A 17,842-nucleotide genomic window follows, 5' to 3' on the forward strand; every position below is an offset into this window, starting at 1 on the left:
CCAGCATGCGTATTCGTGGTCTGTCCCTAAATTCCCCACGTATTCGTGGTCTGTCCCTAAATTCCCCACGTTTCGCCTCAGCCGGCGTCAGACGAGCCGAATCCAAGACGTCCTCGGGGATCTCGATCTGTACCGCTGCCACGATGGCCTCCGCGTCTTGAGTTTCGGATGGACCCTCAGTCTATCGCGGCAACGAGCGGGCGGCGCAAGCCTAGGCTCCGTGCCCTGGTTGGTCTGAGGCTCGGCCTCGCTAGTGCTTGGCTGCCGAAACCCCGCGAGTGTGGTTCGTCGTTGTCGTTGTCGTAATCATGATCGTAATCGAACGTGCGCGGTGTTGACGGGCGTTGACTGGAGTGTTGACCTCCAGGTCAACACGGCCACAGACCGGGATGCCCGGTGTCGCGACTTCGGAGCCGACCAGGAGGTCGGCTCTCCGGCCCGGCCCGGCGGTCGCCCGGGCGGCCCGTGGCGCAGCGCGCCGGCAGACGGGCGACACCGCCGGAGCGGTGTCGCCAGCCTTCCCGGTATGCCGCCGTCGCCGGCGCTCCCCGGTTCGTCGGCGCCGCTCGGCGCGGGCCGCTTGGCCGGCTAGGGCATGTTGTCCAGCCGCTCCGTGGTTGCTTCCGGTGTGGCCAGTGATGGTCCTGCGTCATCATCGACGCGCTCCACCGCTGTGCCCTCGGCAAGGCCCAGGAAGCCGCGGGTGATGATGCGTTGGCCGGGTTCGAGGCCGTCCAGGATCTCCACCTGATCGGCGATGCGCAGGCCGGTGCGCACGCGCTCGCGCTCCGCGTTGCCGTCGCGGATGACCCAGACGAATTGCCCGTCGCGGTCCTGCCGCAGCGCGCGGAAGGGCACCAGCAGCCGGGCGACGGCGGCGGTGCTGAGCTCTGCGCGCACGAACTGGCCGGCGCGGGCAGCGTCCGGGATGCGCTCGAAGCGGATCTCGACCCGGGCCTGGCGGTTGGTCTCGGACAGGGTGGGGTGGATGCGCAGGATGTGGCCGTCGAACAGTTCCCCGCCGAGGGCGTCGATGCGGATGCGCGCTGGCTCGCCCTTGGCGATGTGCGGCAGCAGCAGCTCCGACACGTAGGCCTCCGCCACCAGCGAGGCCGGGTCGGCGACGGTGAGCAGGTGCGTGCTCTTGGTGACGAAATCGCCGGGCTCGGCCAGTCGCTCGGTGACGATGCCGGCGAAGGGCGCGGTGATGCGGGTATCGTCGAGGCGGATGTCGAGCAGCCTGAGATCCGCCTCGGCCAACGCGACGGCGGTGCGGGCCTGAGCCAGGTCGTCCTGGGAGGCGGCGTTGCGCGCGGCGAGGTCCTGAAAGCGTTTGAGATCGAGCCGCTTCTGGTCCAGCGTCGCGCGGGTCTTGTCCAGCTCGGCGCGCAGGACATCGTCTGCTATCCGCACCAGGAGCTGGCCCTCAGCAACGGCGTCCCCTTCAAAGACGTCCAACTGCTCGATGCGGCCTTCTTCTTGCGCGTGCAGGCGCACGAGCCGGCGCAAGCGCAGCGTGCCGGGGCGCTCGTGTTGGGTGGAGACGGGCTCGCGCTCGGTGAGGAAGGTGGTGACCAGGTGGCCGCGGCGGGGCGTCGCCGGTGCATCCCCATCGCTCGCAGTGCCGTTGCCGGGCTGCTGCTGACAGCCGGCGAGCAGCAGCAGGACCGCGCAGGCCAGCGCCGGAGACAGCAGCCCGTGGCAGCGACGCTTGCGCCGCGGCTCTGCGGCTCGCGCATCGGTCGGTCGCGGCGCGCGAGCGCGGATCGAGGGGCTCACGTCGCGGTGATGTCGACGGCGTTGACGTCGCCGACCGGCGCGTCCGCGTAGTCGTAGTGCTTGATCTGGCGGCGGATGTTGCGTTGGATGATGACGCCGAGCACCTGCCATTCCAGACCCGTCAGCGCGATGTCGGGGAAGCGCTCATTCAGGGAGTGCAGCCATTCGCGGCCCTGCTCGTCGCGGAGGTACTGCCGAAACCAGCGCACGCCTTCCACCTCCGCGAACACGTACATGCCGCTGCGGCAGAAGCCCGTTGGCTCGACGATGACGATGCATTTGTCCGGGAACTCGGGCTCCATGTCCGGCCCGAGCACCTGCAGCGCAAAGGGCTCCTGCAGCGCGCAGCCGCCGCCGTCGGGCGTGGGTTCTTGGGTGTCTCTGGCCATGATGTCTGCTCGGTCTTGCGATGGTCCGCAGAGTTTGGGTTGGCGGGCGGGGGTGTCAATCGCCGGCAGCTTGCGGTCGCCGGTACGCCTGGGCGCGGCAGCTCGCGGGTAGAGCGCGGGATAATTGCGCCCGTCGGCATGGGGGCGTCTTGGCGGCGCCAACCGCTAGGTGCTCGAAACTTGCGCTGTGACACTCGATACTAGCCGGCACGCCGCGCAACCAGCGCCAGCCTCCGAGCCAGCCGTACGAGCCAGCCAACCTATGATCCCGCGCATCCACGCCACCGAAGCCATCCACAACGACCGCCGCGATTGGCGCAACCTGCGCGGCATGCTGCCGTACCTGTGGGAATTCCGCGGGCGGGCGCTGTTTGCGCTGGGCTGCCTGGTGCTGGCCAAGCTGGCCAACGTCGGCGTGCCGCTGGTGCTAAAAGACATCGTCGATGCCTTCGAGAACGCCAATGCGCAGATGCTGGTGCTGCCGGGGTCGCTGCTCTTGGCCTACGGCGCGCTCAAGCTCTCCGGCTCGCTGTTCAATGAGCTGCGGGACGTGATCTTTGCGCGGGTGCGCTTTCGCGCCATGCGTCGGCTGTCCACGCGCGTGTTGGAGCATCTGCATCGGTTGTCGTTGCGCTATCACCTGGAGCGCCAGAGCGGCGCCGTGAGCCGGGACCTGGAGCGGGGGACGCGCTCGGTGTCCACGATTCTCAACTATCTGGTCTTCAGCGTCATCCCGGTGCTGGTGGAGTTCACGCTCGTCGCGCTGGTGCTGCTGACCAAATACGCGCTCGTGTTCACGCTGGTGACCTTCGGCACCGTGGCCATTTACGTCGCCTTCACCTTCGCCATCACCGAATGGCGCATGGACTATCGCCGGCAGATGAACGTGCTCGATAGCCAGGCAAATTCCCAGGCCTTCGACAGCCTGCTGAACTATGAGACGGTCAAATACTTCGGCAACGAGCAAATGGAGCTCGACCGCTACGACAACACGCTGAGCGAATGGGAGGACATGGCTACGAAGAGCCAGAGCTCCATGTCCGTGTTGAACTTCGGCCAAGGCAGCATCATCGCCCTCGGCGTCACGCTGATCATGTTCTTCGCGGCCCGGGGCGTTGTCGCGGGCGACATGAGCATCGGCGATCTCGTGCTCGTCAACGCCTTCATGCTGCAATTGTTTATTCCGCTTGGTTTTCTCGGCATCGTCTATCGGCAGATCAAGTACGCGCTGGCGGACATGGACCTCGTGTTCAAGCTCCTAGAGCGCGAGCCCGAGATCCAAGACAAGCCCGGCGCGCCGGCGCTCAAGCTCAAGCGCGGCGCCGTGCGCTTCGAGCGGGTCGGCTTTCATTACCAGCCGGAGCGCGAGATCCTGCGCGACGTGGATTTCGCCGTCGAGCCCGGCGAGAAGGTCGCCGTGGTCGGCCACAGCGGCGCGGGCAAGTCCACGCTCGCGCGGCTCCTGTTCCGCTCCTACGACGTGACGGCGGGCCGGATTCTCATCGACGGGCAGGATATCCGCGACGTGGCCCAGCAGAGCCTGCGTGCGGCCATCGGCATCGTCCCGCAGGACACGGTGCTGTTCAACGACAGCATCCGCTACAACCTCGCCTATGGTCGGCCGGGGGCGGGCTTCGAGGAGTTGGAGCGCGCCGCCGCCCAGGCGCACATCCTGAGCTTCATCGAGGGCCTGCCGGATGGCTGGGACACCGTCGTCGGCGAACGGGGCTTGAAGCTCTCCGGCGGCGAGAAGCAGCGCGTCGCCATCGCCCGGGCCATTGTTAAGCGCCCGCGCATCATGGTCTTCGATGAGGCCACGTCGTCGCTGGACAGTCACACCGAGCAGGCCATCCAGCAGACCCTCGCCGAGGTGGCGGAGCACCACACCACGCTCGCCATCGCGCATCGGCTGTCCACCATCGTCGACGCCGACCGGATTCTGGTCATGGACGCCGGGCGCGTGCTGGAGCAGGGCAGCCACGCCCGGCTGCTGGCCGACGGCGGCATCTACGCGGCGATGTGGGAGCTGCAGCAGCGCGAGCGGGAGGAGGCGGGACCGTCGTCGCCTGGCCGGTATGCGGACCAAACCGAGTCGATTCAGACTTGATGACCGCTGCGGATGCGAACGCGGCTGGCCGTGGCCGTCAGGATGGCGCCCTGCAACCGTTTGTCTCCGTAAATTCACAATGCCCATTACCCCCTCGCTCCTGCTGACGCTCGGGCTTTTGTCCGCGCTGACGCCGTTCGCGATCGACATGTACCTGCCGAGCATCCCGGCCATCGCGCGGGATCTGGATGCGCCGGTGGCGCTGGTGCAGTTGAGCGTGACGGTCTACATCGGCGTGTTCGCGGCGGCACAGCTCCTGCTCGGGCCGCTGTCGGACGTGCTCGGGCGGCGGCTGCCGGTGGCGGCGGGGCTGATGGTGTTCGCGCTCGCGGATGTGGCCTGCGCGCTGGCGCCGAGCATGGACGCGATGCTCGCGGCCCGGGCCGTGCAGGCCCTCGGCGGTGCTGCGGTGGCAGTAACGGTGCCGGCGCTGGTGCGCGATCTGTTCGAGCGGGAAGACTACGCCCGTGTCATGGGCCTGGTGATGCTGGTGATGGGCCTGGCGCCGCTGCTCGCGCCCACCGTCGGCGGGCTCATCGTGCTCTACGCGAGCTGGCGCTGGGTGTTTGCGGTGCTGCTGGTGATCTCGGCGGTGACGGCGCTGTCGTTCCTGCGGCTTCTGCCGGAAACGCTGCCGCCCGAGCGTCGGCACCGGCCGCACCTCGGGCAGGTGCTCGGCAACTATGGCGCGCTGCTCCGCCACCGGGAGGCGCTCGGGTATCTGCTCACGGGCATGGCGAGCTTCGGCGGCATGATGGTGTTCATCGTCACCTCGCCCTTCATCTACATCACGCTGCACGACGTGCCGGAGGGCTGGTTCGGCCCGCTCTTCGGCATCAACATCGCGGCGGCCATGCTGTTCTCGTCACTCAACGCGCGGCTGGTACCGCGGTTCGGGGTGGAGCGGCTGTTGCGCGTCGGGCTCTTGGTGCAGGGCGCTGCTGCGCTCGGGCTGCTCGCGGTGGCGGTGCTGCTGATGCTGGGCACGGCACCACCGCTCTGGCTCATCGCGCTCGGCGCCGGCTGCTACATCGCGATGGCCGGTGTCGTCATGGGCAACGCCATGGCGGGCTACATGGCCTACTTTCCGCGCATGGCGGGCACCGCCTCCGCACTGGCCGGGGCCGGGCGCTTCGGCTTCGGCGCGCTCGCGGGCTCCGTGGCGAGCCTGCTGCACGACGGCTCGGCGCTGCCGCTCCTGCTCGGCATGGCCCTCTGCGGGCTGCTCGCGGCGGGCACCTATCGGCTCATGTGCTGCGCGAGGTAACCGCTCAAGCACAGTTGCGACGTACCCATCTCCCGACGCGCCCGTTCAGCCGCCGCCGCGGGATCGGCATCGGGATCGGAATGCTGCCCTGCGTATTCCGGCCCATCGTGACCGCCGATGCTGCCCCCGTTGCCGGTACGTCCAATGACGTTTGGTGAGCAACGCGGGTGGACTACCGGGTCGAGCGAATCGGCGCCGCCGCGCGCGATCCCGAGCGCGTTGTTCGGTAAGTTGTCGAGCAGGGACTGCCGGCTGCCTTGAGTCCAGCGGCGCATGGGCGCAGAATCCACCGCGCACACAAAGCGGGAGCACCCGATCATGACGCGCAAGGCCCTGCTGCTCGGCATTGATGCTTACGAAGAGGACCAGCTTCGGCTGAGCGCTGCAACCGCGGACGTTCGGGAGCTTGAGAAGGCGCTCGTGCTCGCGGGATTCGCACCGGCCGAGGTGCAGGCAGTCGTCGGCGGCCCGGGCGCTTATCTCAGCACCGCGAATCTGCGCAAGCGCATCAAGGCCGTGCTCGACGATGCCCGGCGCGGCGACGAGCTGGTCATCTATTTCTCCGGGCACGGCATCGAGCAGTCGGGGCGGCGCTTGCTGCTGCCGCAGGACTTCGACGCAAGCCAGCCCGCGGACCCGACACAACTGATCCAGGACACGGAGCTCTACCAGCTCGCCCGGTCCGAGGCATGCCGGGCCGACGCGGTTATCTTCATCATCGACGCCTGCCGGAACGACGCACCGCCGGCGCCAAGCTTGCTCGCCAAGGCCGCGCCGTCGCCATCGCCCGCGGGGCCTGGTCCGGACGCCGAGACGCCGAGCATCGCCTTCCTGTTTAGCTGCGCTGCGGGCGAGGTCAGCCACGCCACCGACGGCGAGGAGGCCATGAGCTGCTTCACCCGCGCGCTGTGCGAGGCACTGACCGCGGACGACGAGCTGAGCACCCTCGGCGAGCTGCGCGATGCCGTGCAGACACGCCTGGACGCGGCGCTGCGGCCCCTGGCCAAGCACCAGAGCGCGACCCAAGGCGAGCTGCAATGCACCGGCCGCGGCGGCGACCCGCTCGCGCTGATGCTGAAGGACAACCCCGCCACGCGGCTGCGTCAGCGCATCGCGCAGCCGCTGGGTGCGGCACATCAACCGGCTGGACCCCTGGTGGTTGGCAAGCTGCTGCGTCGAGTGCAACAGAGACCCCGGCGACTTCCGCGCGCCGCTGGCGCTGTTGCAAGCCGTCGGCATCGACGTGGAGGAGTGCCTACGCTTCTTGGATTTCTGTGAGGCGTAGGTCGGCAGTGCTCGCCGAGAACAGCTCGTTGCCGCGGCCCGATCCCGAGTGCGCCGGATTCATCCGGCCCCGGCGCAAGCGACTTCAGTCCGCCTGCCCAGGATGCGGCGGGCCGTTTGCTGTCGCTGGTCCGGCCGCAGAGCAATCTCCGGCGGTTCCGCTCTTGTGGAGGGGTCGCGAAACGTACCCCTTGGTAGCGCCCATACGATTGGCAAGCTCGGACTTCTTGACACCAGCTTGCTCCATCGCCTCCCAAAGAGATTCCGTCACCTCTGTGATGAGCAGTTCTTGCGCAACGCGTCTTGCATTTTCCGGGCTCTCGTTTGCCCAGCGCTCCAGGAAGCCGGTCATGATTCGTGCCTCTCGGTTCGTCGCCAGTTCTCGACAACGCGGCTCGTGTCTTTGTTCGGGAGCTTTGGGTTTACTTGCCCCAACGAGCGGGTTGCGCAAGGCGGTCCACCGGCCCTTGCCGGTCTGAAGGCTCCGCCGCGCTAGAAGAATGCCTTGAGGATCAGGGAAACGATGCTGGCCAGCATGAGCCCAAGCATCCAGCGGCTGAGGCGCAGCTCGCCGTCCACGCGCTCAAACCGGGTTTCCAGCTTGGCTTCCAGACGTTCCAGATCGCGCTTGGTTACGAGCTCCGCTTCGCCTTGGGCCTCCATGAAGGCATCGGCGACGGCCTCGGCCTGCTTCGGATCGAAACCGGCCGCTTCCAGTCTGCGGATGAACCTGTGGGTGTCGAAGGTGATCGCAGCCATGGGCAAGAAGCATAGGAGTGGGGTCGCCGACGGGTCAAGCGTGATGGGTTTCTCGGCCGCTCCACCTACCGCACCAGCTCGCTCAGCGCCGCCGCCCGCTCTTCGATCACCGCCCGCGGCAGATTCGCCGCACGCGCGAGCGCCGGCACGTCGAGGTCGCGTCCGGCGCGGCGGGCGCTGTCCAGGGCGTCCTTGACCAGGTTGTCGATCCAGACGGGGGCGCTGTCCTCGGCCGGGGAGGCGTTGTCTTGCGCGACGGCGACGGAGAGGCTGGGCCCGAGCGCGGGGCCGGACGGCGGCGTCGGCGTCCCGGCTTGGGCCGCGGGCGGAGCAGGCGGCGCATGGACGGTCGCGGGCGGTCGCGACAAGGACTTGGTGATGAGCGGGTCCAGGTTCAGCCGGTCCAGTCGGTCGCGCAGTGCGTCCAGCGGGCGCTCGACGGCGGGGTGGGCGATGGACGCGCCGAGCCCGGCGAAGGCATCGGTGCCGCGGAGTGCGTCGAACGTGAGATCCAACTCCCGGTTGCGCGAGCGGTCTGCACGCTGTAGGTCGTACGGAACCTCCGACAGGTCCAGATCCTCGGCGGTCTGCACGAACACCACGTCCTGTTGCTCCGGCAGCAGGTAGGGCCGCGCGGTGTGCTCCGGCTGCGGCCGGGCGCGGGTCTGCACGGGCGGGCTCCAACTGGTCCAGGCGGTGTCGGCGCGCTGATGGCGGCTGATCCAGCTCAGGATGCCGTCCGCGGGCACCAGGCCGCCGACCTCGGCGTCCGCGTCGATGACCGCGCGCAGCCCCGCGCGCAGCATCGGCGGCGCGTCGAAGGGCGTCGGCGCCGGCCGGTCGCCGCCCAGACGCTGCCAGGCGCGCCAGGCGAGCGCGCGCACGTCGGGCACGTCGCCGAGCAGGTTGTCGCGCAGGTTGCCGAGCACCAGGTCCACGGTATCGCGGTTCGGCTCGCGGGCCATCAGCAGCAGGTGCGCGCCGATGAGCCCGAGCATGGGGTTGTCGAACTTGCCGTAGAGCAGCTCCCGGTGCACCTCGGCGGGCACCAGATCGCGGCCCAGGCGCAGGCCGAGCAGGCCCATGTCGGTGCTCTGGGCGTCGCGGCTGCTCGGGTCGAAGGGCGTGCCGCGGCGCGGCAGCAAAATGCTCGCGCGCTCCACCATGGGCCGGCCGTCGAAGGGGAGGAAGACCTGCGTGTCCCAGCGCTTGAACAGGGTCAGCGCGATGGCGCGGCTGCCGGCGGGGTCCAGCCAGCGCAGCCGGTAGAAGCCCGCGGGCAGCCGGCGGGAGAAGGCGAGCCAGCCGTCGGCGGCGTCCGCCTCGGCGTGCTCTTCGCCGAACAGGGACAGGATGGCGCCGTCGCGGTCGCAAAGCTCCAGCCCGTTGCCGACCCAGACGCCGGCGGCGGCCTTGCGGGAGGCGGCGCGCACGAAGATGAAGAGCCGCGGATCATCGTCGCGGCCGGTGATCGCCAGCGGTCCGCTGCCGGTATCCGCGATGCTCCAGCGGCGGGCGGGCTTGCGGTAGTAGTCCGGGGCGGTGCTGCTATCGCTGCTGGGCAGCGCGGAGCGGCGTTTCGGTGCCGGGATGTCCCGGTCCACCGGCGCCTCGGCGCTGTGGCGCAGCAGCTCCTCGGCGATGAGGCCGCCGCGCTCGACGCGCACCGCGTAGAGGCCAGGCGGCAGGTCGCGCTGGAAACTGCCGTCCGCCGCGTCGAGCGGCCGGTCGAAACCGTCGCTGACCTGGATGCGGCTCAGCCCGTCGATGGCGTTGCCGAGCTTCACCTGGACGCGGAAGGGATACGCGGTGCGGGGCTCGGAAGCGGTCACGGCCTCGCGCTCGGCGGTCGGTCCCGCTCCCGGCCCCGGCGTCTGCGAGCCGAATAGCGCCGGCGGGTGCGCCGGCAGGCTGGAGGCGACCTCGACTTGCTGTCGCTGTCCGTGGTCGCCGGCCATCTCCGGCACGCGGCGCTCCAGGTAGGCCTTCAGGTCCGCCGCAGCCACGCCGCCGCCCGGCTGCCGCGGCGCCGCGCCGCGCAGGCCTTCGAGCAGTGCCCGAGTCAGGTGGCCGCGGACGCGATCGCCGTCGCCACCATGCTCGAAGGCGGCCTGCTGAAACTCCGTGGCGTAGGCGATGAAGTAGCGGCTGCTGCCGGCCGCGGACTCCGGGCGCGGGCAGTTGAGTTCGCTGCCGAAGCCCGTGGCGGCGATCTCCCGCAGCCGGCAGCAGTCCAGAATGACGACCACCTCGCGAAAACGCAGACACTTGTGGATGAAGCGCCGATAGGCGCCGCTGCTGAGCGCCGCTTGGCGGCGTCGGAAGGACCAATTGGCCATGCACAGGGATACGTCGTCGATCTCGTCGGCGTGGCCGTGGCCGCTGAAGTAGAAATAGAACCGACGCGGCTCCGCAACCGGCTCGGCGGCATCCATGAGCCGCTCCAGCGCGGCATCCACGGCACCGCGCTCGGGGTGCAGCGGCGCGGCGGTGGACAGGATGGTCTCGCACTGCGCAGCCGGCAGGCCGCCCCCGTCAGGCGCGGTCAGCCAGGCGGCGAAGTCGCGGGCGTCGTCCACCGCCCCTTGCAGGTTGGCACCGCCGACCCCGTACTGCGGATAGTCGTTGATGCCGATGACCAAGGCGAAGTCGTTCGGCTGCTCGCTCATGCTCCGTGCCTCGCCGTCCGCGCTTTACGCCGTGATGAGCCGACAGACGCTGCGCATCGTCTCGTCGTCTTCGGTGAAGCCGCCATGCTCGACGGCCTCGGAGCGCATGCCGGGGGCCGCCTCGGGCTTGGTCACCGACAACACCAGCCGGTCCGCGCCCGGCGCCTTGAGCCACTGGGCGATGGCGACCAGGCGAGCGTCGTCGAACGGGGCCGCGGCCGTCAGGAAGCGTTCCATGCCGAGGATCGGGCAGTCCGGCTCGTTTGCTTCCAGCACGCCGGAGATCAGGTACAGGAGCGAGCGGGTGTAGACGTAATCGACCAGGGTGTCCCGGCACTCGTGCGAATCGTCCATCGTCAGCACGCGCAGGCGCTCGCAGCGGTCGGGTGCCGCCAGCAGGGTCTCGTGGAAGAGATCGCTGCGCACGGCGGGGGCCAGGAAGATCAGGTTGCGAATCGCAACGCCGATGGCGTCCGCGGCATTGGCCTCCAGCAGGTGGCAGATCGCGATGGAGCCGGCGCTATGGCCGACCAGATCCACCGTAAAGCCGGGTCGCTCCCGCTGCAAAGCGGCGAGCTCTTCCAAAAACAGACGGCCCGGATGACTGTCGGGGTCGAGGTCCGGGCCGTTCGGCAGCCACATCTGCCGGGCGACGTCCTTCATGTTGCCCCACATCCAGACGCCGAAATCGTCGAGGTAGAGCTCGCGCACGGCTTCTTCTATCAGGGTCGGATAGAAGCCGTGATCCCGCCCCAGATGACGGCGCTTCAGGCAGCGGACGACGATGCGCGCCAAGGCGGCGGCGAGCGTCAGCGTGCTGATGGGGCCTTTAGCACCCGGCACGGGCCGCTCCGCGAGATCCTCGGGCAAGCGCTCGGCACCCCGGTCGCGACGCTGGAGCATGTCGCGCAGCTCCGGCTCGGCGCTCAGCGCCTCCTCCATCTCGGCCTCCAGTTGCTGCTCGAGCTGCCGCTGCGGCGGCAGCGCCCCGCCCTTGGCCCCCTGCGCGGGCGTCGCATCCATGTCTTCGAACGGGCGCTTCTTATGCAGCTCGGCCTCGATGTCGGCGTCGGCGGGCTCCAGGCCCGCGCCGCGGGCGCCGACGCGGACGCCCGCGTACTTGGCGAGCTTCTTCACCAACAACCTGAGGATCTGCTGGAACAGCTTCGTGCCGTGAATGTCCGCCAGATTGCGCCACAGAGTTTCGAGGGCGCCCGTCTCCCAGATGAAAAAGACCGGGTGAGCGTTCGTGGTGCCGTAATAGTCGTGCAGGATGCGTTCTGCGCTGTCGGCGCCGCGCTCTTCGGGGACGAGCCCGCCGTGGAAGTGGACGATCATGCGGTCCGCGTCCGCAGTGCGCAGGTGGCTGAAGAGTATGCGAATGTCGTCCGGGGTTGTGCCGAGGGCTCCGCTGCTGCCGAAGCTTCCATGGGGGCCGACATTCACGTAGTTGAGCGGATTGAGGCTCGGCTGCGACTCGTTCATCACCGTTCTCCAAGCGCGTTGGGGGATGTCCTGGGTTGAGGCACTTGATCATCACTGCGACCAGTGCGGTTGTCGACCGCGTAGTCAGGCCATGCCGTCCTGACCCCGGCAGGGCTGGAAGCCCTGACTGCGCAGGAAACCCTCGGCGTTGGTCGGGAGATCGATCAAGGCCGGGGCGCCATCCGCAACCGCGCCGGGGTAACAGTGTCAACAGCAGTATGGACCAGCGTCTGACGATCGTGCGTACGCCGGCCTAGATTGCTTGACGGCGCCGAAGGATTGCAAATGAGTCAAGTTGACGACGACACGGCGCTTGCAGGCAAAAGGGCCGAGGGCCAAGGGAGCCCTCCTCGGCCCTCGGCCCGGTTCATCTGCGGTGACGACCGGATTGCGCAAGAAAGCGCTCGGCGCCGTGGCCGGTCTGAGGCTCTGTCTCGCTAGAGATGTCCAGCCCCGGCCTGCAGAGACGGCGCCCCTTGGCCCCGGTAGGCGATGAAGGATCAGTGCACGGGCGGATCGGTGCGGGGGACCTGATCGGCTGGAGCGACTGGCTCGCCAGGCTTGCGCGGGGGTGTCGCGTCCTCGGGAATGTCGTCGATCAGCATGTCCTGCGTGGCGTAACCATCGAGGTTGCGCACACGCAATGCGAGATGCTCGCCGTCCCAGCGCAGCTCGTTGAAACTCGGCGGCGTTGAGCGTACGCGCTTCGATAGGGTTCCGGCGCCGATCATGCGGACGGATCCATGCACCGTTTCGTGCGTGAGGTCGAAGGCGTCGTGGACATGGCCCGAGAGCACGGCGAGCACGTTCCGCTTGGCCAATTCCATCATCGCCTTCTGTCCGTTTCTGGTCAGCGCTGTGCCCCGCGTGCCCGCTTCGCGCAGGGGATGGTGGGCCGCCACCAGTGCGCGCGTGCCCGCGGGCAGCGCGTCGAGCCCGTGGAGGCATCGCGCAAGCGCCGCATCGGTGACCCACCCCTTTGACCAGTTCAGGCGCGGCTGCCAGCGGGCCGCGGTCTTGAGCGGCACGATCGCAAGCCCGGGCAGATCGATGTCCACCTCCACCTTGTCGGCGATGGCCCGCATCCGCTTGTAAGGATCGAAGATGCGCTCGATCGGATTGAAATAGGGCAAGTCGTGATTGCCCACCTCGACCGTGATCGGGGCATCCAGCGAGCGGATCCAGGCGCATGCAGCGTCGAATTCGTGCTGCCTTGCGCGCATGGTCAGATCGCCCGTGATGGCCACGGCATCGGGGCGCTTGTCGGCGATTTCCTGCTTCACCCAATCAAGCGCGTGATTGTCCTCAAGCCCGAAATGGATGTCGCTGAGGTGGAACAGCAGGTAGGGATGACTCATCGGTAACGCTCGCTGGGTTAGGGCTCGCTCGATCAAAGGCTAAGGGAAACGCCGAAGTATTCGGCGTTTCCCGCCGGGCAGGATGCCCGGCCATTCTCAGTGCCGTTAAGGCCCTGAAAATGGAGGAGCGGGGAGACCGCGTCTTCCGGCTCCGTCCGATTGTTGGGCAGGATGCACAATCAATCGGTGTCTCCTGAGTCGGCCTGGACTCGCTGGTCCGGCTCGGTGGGGCGGGCGAGCCCGAGTGTGAGAACGAAGGCCGCGGACAGCGAGCACAGCATCGCCGATAGCTGTCCGACAGAAGGTTCAGAACGGCTGCTGCACCGCTGTAAGCAACTCAGGTGCCAGCCACAATGCTCGGCAGACGGGACATGGCTGCGAGCCGATTGGCGCGAACACCGTGGCAGCGATGGTCCACTATCAGCCCGCAATGGGCGTCCAACAGCAACAGGTCGGGTGCTTTGAGCAGATGGCGGCTGCTATGCCGCGGGCGGGCGGCGGATCGCGCCGCCCAGTGCTCAGCCATGACTTTATATAGCCTGGCGCCTGGGACTGGGACCGCTCTATGGCCCAGGTGCAACGGGTCCAAGTGCAGACCTTCGACCGATTGATCGAGTCCCTTGCCGTGTGACCCAGCGGTCTCGGCGCGCCGCGCCGGTTGGCGCGGCAGCCGTCGCGACGATAGCATCTGACAGCAAACATCATCTGCATAGGCACCGGAGCATGACCGACTTCCCTGAACTGCACGTCACGACCGGGACGACGAGCCCGGCGGCGGCGTCATCCGCCGATGCCACCCGCAGCCGCGTGCGCAGCGACTATGCCCGCGTCGCGCAGGCGAGCGACGGCGGCGATTGCTGCGGCGAGGCGGCGAGCTGCTGCGGCGTGTCGGAGGAGCAAGAGATCAACCGGCTGATCTCGCTGCGGCTCGGCTACACGGCGGCGGATCTGCTGGCGGTGCCGGAGGGCGCGGACATGGGGCTCGGCTGCGGCAATCCGCGGGCGATTGCGTCGCTTAAGCCGGGCGAGGTGGTGCTGGACCTGGGCGCCGGCGGCGGCTTCGATTGCTTTCTGGCCGCGGCGGAGGTGGGGCCGGCGGGGCGCGTCATCGGTGTCGATATGACACCGGACATGCTGAGCAAGGCGCGGGCGAACGCGGTGCGCGGCGGCTTCGGCAATGTGGAATTCCGGCTCGGCGAGATCGAGCACCTGCCGGTGGCGGATGCGAGCGTGGACGTGATCCTGTCCAACTGCGTGGTGAATCTGTCCCCGGACAAGCCGCAGGTGTTCCGCGAGGCCTTTCGCGTGCTGCGGCCGGGCGGGCGGCTCGCGATGTCGGATGTCGTGGCGAGCGCGGAGCTGCCGGCGGAGATCCGCGATGATCCGTACCTGCATTCGGCCTGTGTCGCCGGGGCGTCGTTGGTGGATGAGCTGGAGCGGATGCTGGTCGCGGCGGGCTTTGTGGACGTGGTCATCGCGCCGAAGGACGAGTCGCGGGCGTTCATCCGCGACTGGGCACCTGGGCGAGGCGTCGAGGACTACGTGGTGTCGGCGACAATTGCGGGGCGCAAGCCCGGGTCGGATGCGGCCGACTGAAGTCGGCGTACCCGGGGCCTAAGGCAGGCTTCGAAAACCAGTGGTGCAGTCCGAGGGCCGCGGGCCGAGGGCCGAGGGCCGAGGGAGCCCTCCTCGGCCCTTGGCCCTTGGCCCTCGGTTCACCTGCCCAGTCATGTCGCGTCGATTCCAGGCGCGATTTCGATAGTTTCGCTGCGTTGACTCGATCCCGGCGTCATCGCCGATTCCGCCCCAGATGCGCCAGCACCATCTTGAGCTCGCCGTAGGAGCAGTCGTCGCCTAGGGCCTGCTTGGCAGCGCCGAGCTGTTCGGTGCCGGTCTCGGCGAGCACGGCCTCGATGCGGGCGCGCTTGTCGTCGTCGATGAGCGCCGCGATGGCGAGCTCGCCGGTGCCGATGTAGTGGGCAAGGTGGCCCTCGATGGTGCTGGGCTTGAGCCCGCGGCGCTCGGCGATGTCCTGAATGCGCAGTCCCTGCTGGTGCAGTCGATAGCTGGCGAGCTTGGTGTCGATGTCGTCGCCGGCTGCCTTGGGCGGGTTTGCCGGGCGCGGGATCGAGGCCGGGTCGATGCCGTGGCTCCGGCAGTGCTCGGCTACCAGCGCGAGGATCTCCTCCCCATAGCGCGTGACGGTCTGCTTGCCGATGCGCCCGACGCCGAGCAGCGCCTCCGGGCTGTCCGGCAGCAGGTCCGCGATCTGGCGCAGCACGGCTCTGGTCAGGATGCGGTAGCGGGTCTCGCCGTTGCGCTCCTCTGCATCTGCTTTCTCGGCGCGCCAGCGCCGCAGCGCCGCAAGCAGCTCCGGATGCGCGCTGTCGCCGCCGGCCTGCTTGGCGGCACTGCCGACGCCGGGCAGAGCGGGGGGCGGGCGTTCGGCGTCGAGCTGGGCCTTGGCGACGGCGCCAAGGTACGCGCTGCACGAGAAGCCGTCCCGGCAGCTCTCGACGGCGGCGCGCTTGACGGCGAGCAGCTTGCGCAGATCGTCCTCGGCCTGGCGCAGTAACTTGGCCAGCGCCTTGTTGTCGGCGTCTACGCTGAAGGCGCCGAGCCACGGCATCAGCCCCGCCGTGAGCTTGTCGGCAAAGTAGGCGGAGGCCTTCTGCACGCGCTCCTGCACCGCGGCATCCTCTTCCGGCACCCCGTCTGCGCGGTACAGCGTGCGGAGCTGGCGGCGGAAGCTGTCGCTGACCTTCACGATCTCGTCCATGACCTGTCGGCTGAGCGCGTCCATGGCGTCCAGGCCGCGGGCGTCGATGACCCGCTCGTTCTCGCGCAGCAGCCCGAACAGCCGCCGTAGCCGGGCACCGAGGCCGTCGAAGTCCCAGCATTCCTGCAGCAGCCGCTGCTGGTAGGCGATGCGGGCGTGGTCGAGCTGCTCGCGACCGGGCGGGTGGCGGGCGGCCTCGCCGACGTAGTGCGTGACGACCTGGTCGGTCATCACCGCGCGGCGCGGGATCGGGCTCGAGAGCACCATGCCCTCGAAGGTCTTGCAGCGGCTCAAGGCGACATAGACCTGCCCGTGGGAGAAGGCCGCGCCGGCATCGATGATGGCGCGCTCGAAGGTCAGCCCCTGGCTCTTGTGGATGGTGATGGCCCAGGCGAGGCGCAGCGGATACTGGGTGAAGCTGCCGATGACCTCCTCGCTGATCGCCTTGGTGTCTTTATTGATGCTGTACTGGATGTTCTCCCAGGTGGCGGGCTCGACCTCGATGTCGGCGTCGTCGCCCGGGCAACGCACCACGATGCGATCGCGCGCGAGCGCCGTGACGGTGCCGATCTTGCCGTTGAACCAGCGCTTGTCGGCGGAGCCGTCGTTGCGCACGAACATGACCTGCGCGCCCTGCTTGAGGGTCAGCGTCTCGGCGGTGGGATAGCTGTGCGCGGGGTAGTCGCGCTCAATGCGCGCCGTGAACTGCTGCGGCTTGGTGCCGAGCGCGCGCAGGCGGGCGTCGTTGATCCGATCGGCGCTGCGGTTGTGCGTGGTCAGCGTGATCCAGCCGTCTGCATCATCCGGCCGGAAGCCGGGTAGGTGGCGGGAGTTGAGCTCCGTGAGCGCGGCCTCGTCCAGCCGGTTGTCGCGCACGCGGTTCAGCAGCTCGATGAAGTCCGCGTCGGACTGGCGGTAGATGTGCTCGAGCGCGATCTGCACCAACTCCATCGCCTGTAAGGCGCGGCTGCTGAAGAAGTAGCCGGAGTCGTAGAAGTCCCGCAAGATGGCCCAGTCGTCGTCGCGCACCACCGGCGGGAGCTGGTGCAGATCGCCGATCATCAGGAGCTGCACGCCGCCGAAGGGGAGGGTCGTGCGCCGCTCTCGGCGCAGCACGAAGTCCACGGCGTCGAGCAGATCGGCGCGGACCATGCTGATCTCGTCGATGACGAGCAGATCGAGGCTCCGGATGATGTCGCGCTTCTGCCGGTTCAGCCGGTGCGCCGCAGCCTGGTGCTCCGAGTCGCCGCCGGGCACGAAGGGGCCGAACGGGAGCTGAAAGAACGAGTGCAGCGTGACGCCGCCGGCGTTGATCGCCGCCACGCCGGTGGGCGCGGTGACTATCATGCGCTTGGGGCTGTCCGCCTTCAGCGCGTGCAGAAACGTGGTCTTGCCGGTGCCGGCCTTGCCGGTGAGGAAGATGCTGTGGCCGGTGGCGCGGACGAACTCGTGCGCCAGCTCCAACTGCGGATTGTGCGTGGCCATGTCGGTTGCTGGGTCAGCCTCCATGATGCTGCATGCGCTGCCGGGGATGATGCTAGGGGGAAGGGCCGAGGTCCAAGGGCCAGGCTCCGACGAACCGGTCAAAAACAACGGATATACCCTCATCTCCGACACCTATGTTCCGCCCGCCGTTCGTCGGAATCGGCATCGAAATCGAAATCGACATCGAAATTCTACCCCTAACCCTGGGCTATCCCCCGATTCTAGAACCAAAAAGCAGCGGCTTAGTGCATCCTTCCGACCTGCAATCGGGACCGGAATCCCAGCCGTCTCGCCGACGCGCGGCTGACTGGGAGCGCCGGCTTTCCAGCCGGCTCGGCGCCGTCGCGGCTCGATGCCGCGTCGGCGTCGCCCGGACTGGCACAAGGGCACAAGCGCAGTCGCCCGCCCGGCGGCGCGGCATGGGCAGTAGCCCTGCTCCAGCGCAGTCGATCGCGCGCCGGGGGCATCGAGCCCCCGGCGC

General features: G+C 68.5%; 13 protein-coding genes. 4 read left to right on the plus strand and 9 right to left on the minus strand.

Annotation, left to right across the window (positions count from 1 at the left end; all coding sequences use genetic code 11):
• Positions 1–588 precede the first annotated feature (588 nt).
• Together ML01_RS09830 and ML01_RS09835 are read right to left on the minus strand one after the other, a co-directional pair.
• Positions 589–1,779: an efflux RND transporter periplasmic adaptor subunit gene (locus tag ML01_RS09830; RefSeq protein WP_058555222.1), complete on the minus strand. Its 1,191-nt coding sequence runs from the start codon at positions 1,777–1,779 to the stop codon at positions 589–591.
• Positions 1,776–2,168 carry a S24 family peptidase gene (locus tag ML01_RS09835; protein ID WP_058555223.1) on the minus strand — a complete coding sequence of 131 codons (393 nt, stop codon included), beginning with the start codon at positions 2,166–2,168 and terminating at the stop codon, positions 1,776–1,778. The genes ML01_RS09830 and ML01_RS09835 overlap by 4 nt, the downstream gene beginning before the upstream one ends.
• Positions 2,169–2,430: 262 nt before the next feature.
• Here ML01_RS09835 and ML01_RS09840 point away from each other — a divergent pair, with 262 nt between their 5' ends.
• Positions 2,431–4,275, plus strand: coding sequence for an ABC transporter ATP-binding protein/permease (locus ML01_RS09840; RefSeq protein WP_058555224.1), 1,845 nt, complete (start codon positions 2,431–2,433; stop codon positions 4,273–4,275).
• A 79-nt stretch (positions 4,276–4,354) separates the two neighbouring features.
• Positions 4,355–5,542 carry a Bcr/CflA family multidrug efflux MFS transporter gene (locus tag ML01_RS09845; protein ID WP_058555225.1) on the plus strand — a complete coding sequence of 396 codons (1,188 nt, stop codon included), beginning with the start codon at positions 4,355–4,357 and terminating at the stop codon, positions 5,540–5,542.
• Here the strand turns inward: ML01_RS09845 and ML01_RS28540 are convergent.
• Entirely contained in the window at positions 5,515–5,871 is a 357-nt protein-coding gene (locus tag ML01_RS28540) for a hypothetical protein (protein WP_162267991.1), read from the minus strand. The genes ML01_RS09845 and ML01_RS28540 overlap by 28 nt on opposite strands.
• Between ML01_RS28540 and ML01_RS09850 the strand changes: the two genes are divergently transcribed.
• Positions 5,861–6,820 carry a caspase family protein gene (locus tag ML01_RS09850; protein ID WP_162267992.1) on the plus strand — a complete coding sequence of 320 codons (960 nt, stop codon included), beginning with the start codon at positions 5,861–5,863 and terminating at the stop codon, positions 6,818–6,820. The two genes, ML01_RS28540 and ML01_RS09850, sit on opposite strands and share 11 nt — an antisense overlap.
• 91 nt (positions 6,821–6,911) lie before the next feature.
• Here ML01_RS09850 and ML01_RS28545 read toward each other — a convergent pair whose 3' ends face one another.
• From ML01_RS28545 to ML01_RS09870, 5 genes are all read right to left on the minus strand, one after another.
• Entirely contained in the window at positions 6,912–7,178 is a 267-nt protein-coding gene (locus tag ML01_RS28545) for a hypothetical protein (protein ID WP_156427635.1), read from the minus strand.
• Between the two features lie 140 nt (positions 7,179–7,318).
• Complete coding sequence (locus ML01_RS09855; protein WP_058555227.1) at positions 7,319–7,585, minus strand: DUF1640 domain-containing protein; 267 nt, start codon at positions 7,583–7,585, stop codon at positions 7,319–7,321.
• Positions 7,586–7,650: 65 nt separating this feature from the next.
• The gene (locus ML01_RS09860; protein ID WP_058555228.1) at positions 7,651–10,254 is read right to left on the minus strand and encodes a caspase family protein; all 2,604 of its coding nucleotides are present in this window, start codon (positions 10,252–10,254) and stop codon (positions 7,651–7,653) included.
• Positions 10,255–10,278: 24 nt separating this feature from the next.
• Positions 10,279–11,739 (minus strand): alpha/beta hydrolase, encoded by a 1,461-nt coding sequence (locus tag ML01_RS09865; protein WP_058555229.1) that lies wholly within the window; start codon positions 11,737–11,739, stop codon positions 10,279–10,281.
• Between the two features lie 500 nt (positions 11,740–12,239).
• Entirely contained in the window at positions 12,240–13,097 is an 858-nt protein-coding gene (locus ML01_RS09870; RefSeq protein WP_058555230.1) for a metallophosphoesterase, read from the minus strand.
• A gap of 723 nt (positions 13,098–13,820) precedes the next feature.
• On the opposite strand from ML01_RS09870, the gene ML01_RS09875 reads away from it, so the two are divergent.
• Entirely contained in the window at positions 13,821–14,693 is an 873-nt protein-coding gene (locus ML01_RS09875; protein WP_082674128.1) for an arsenite methyltransferase, read from the plus strand.
• A gap of 193 nt (positions 14,694–14,886) precedes the next feature.
• Here the strand turns inward: ML01_RS09875 and ML01_RS09880 are convergent, their stop codons facing one another.
• The gene (locus tag ML01_RS09880; RefSeq protein WP_058555231.1) at positions 14,887–17,361 is read right to left on the minus strand and encodes a helix-turn-helix domain-containing protein; all 2,475 of its coding nucleotides are present in this window, start codon (positions 17,359–17,361) and stop codon (positions 14,887–14,889) included.
• Positions 17,362–17,842 lie beyond the last annotated feature (481 nt).

The organism is Thiohalocapsa sp. ML1, from assembly GCF_001469165.1.
Classification (GTDB): Bacteria; Pseudomonadota; Gammaproteobacteria; order Chromatiales; family Chromatiaceae; genus Thiohalocapsa.

Coding starts and splice junctions, on each gene's coding strand:
- ML01_RS09835 (WP_058555223.1), bottom strand. CDS start 2,168: ATGGCCAGAGACACCCAAGAACCCACGCCCGACGGCGGCGGCTGCGCG.
- ML01_RS09840 (WP_058555224.1), top strand. CDS start 2,431: ATGATCCCGCGCATCCACGCCACCGAAGCCATCCACAACGACCGCCGC.
- ML01_RS09845 (WP_058555225.1), top strand. CDS start 4,355: ATGCCCATTACCCCCTCGCTCCTGCTGACGCTCGGGCTTTTGTCCGCG.
- ML01_RS09850 (WP_162267992.1), top strand. CDS start 5,861: ATGACGCGCAAGGCCCTGCTGCTCGGCATTGATGCTTACGAAGAGGAC.
- ML01_RS28545 (WP_156427635.1), bottom strand. CDS start 7,178: ATGACCGGCTTCCTGGAGCGCTGGGCAAACGAGAGCCCGGAAAATGCA.
- ML01_RS09855 (WP_058555227.1), bottom strand. CDS start 7,585: ATGGCTGCGATCACCTTCGACACCCACAGGTTCATCCGCAGACTGGAA.
- ML01_RS09860 (WP_058555228.1), bottom strand. CDS start 10,254: ATGAGCGAGCAGCCGAACGACTTCGCCTTGGTCATCGGCATCAACGAC.
- ML01_RS09865 (WP_058555229.1), bottom strand. CDS start 11,739: ATGAACGAGTCGCAGCCGAGCCTCAATCCGCTCAACTACGTGAATGTC.
- ML01_RS09870 (WP_058555230.1), bottom strand. CDS start 13,097: ATGAGTCATCCCTACCTGCTGTTCCACCTCAGCGACATCCATTTCGGG.
- ML01_RS09875 (WP_082674128.1), top strand. CDS start 13,821: ATGACCGACTTCCCTGAACTGCACGTCACGACCGGGACGACGAGCCCG.
- ML01_RS09880 (WP_058555231.1), bottom strand. CDS start 17,361: ATGGCCACGCACAATCCGCAGTTGGAGCTGGCGCACGAGTTCGTCCGC.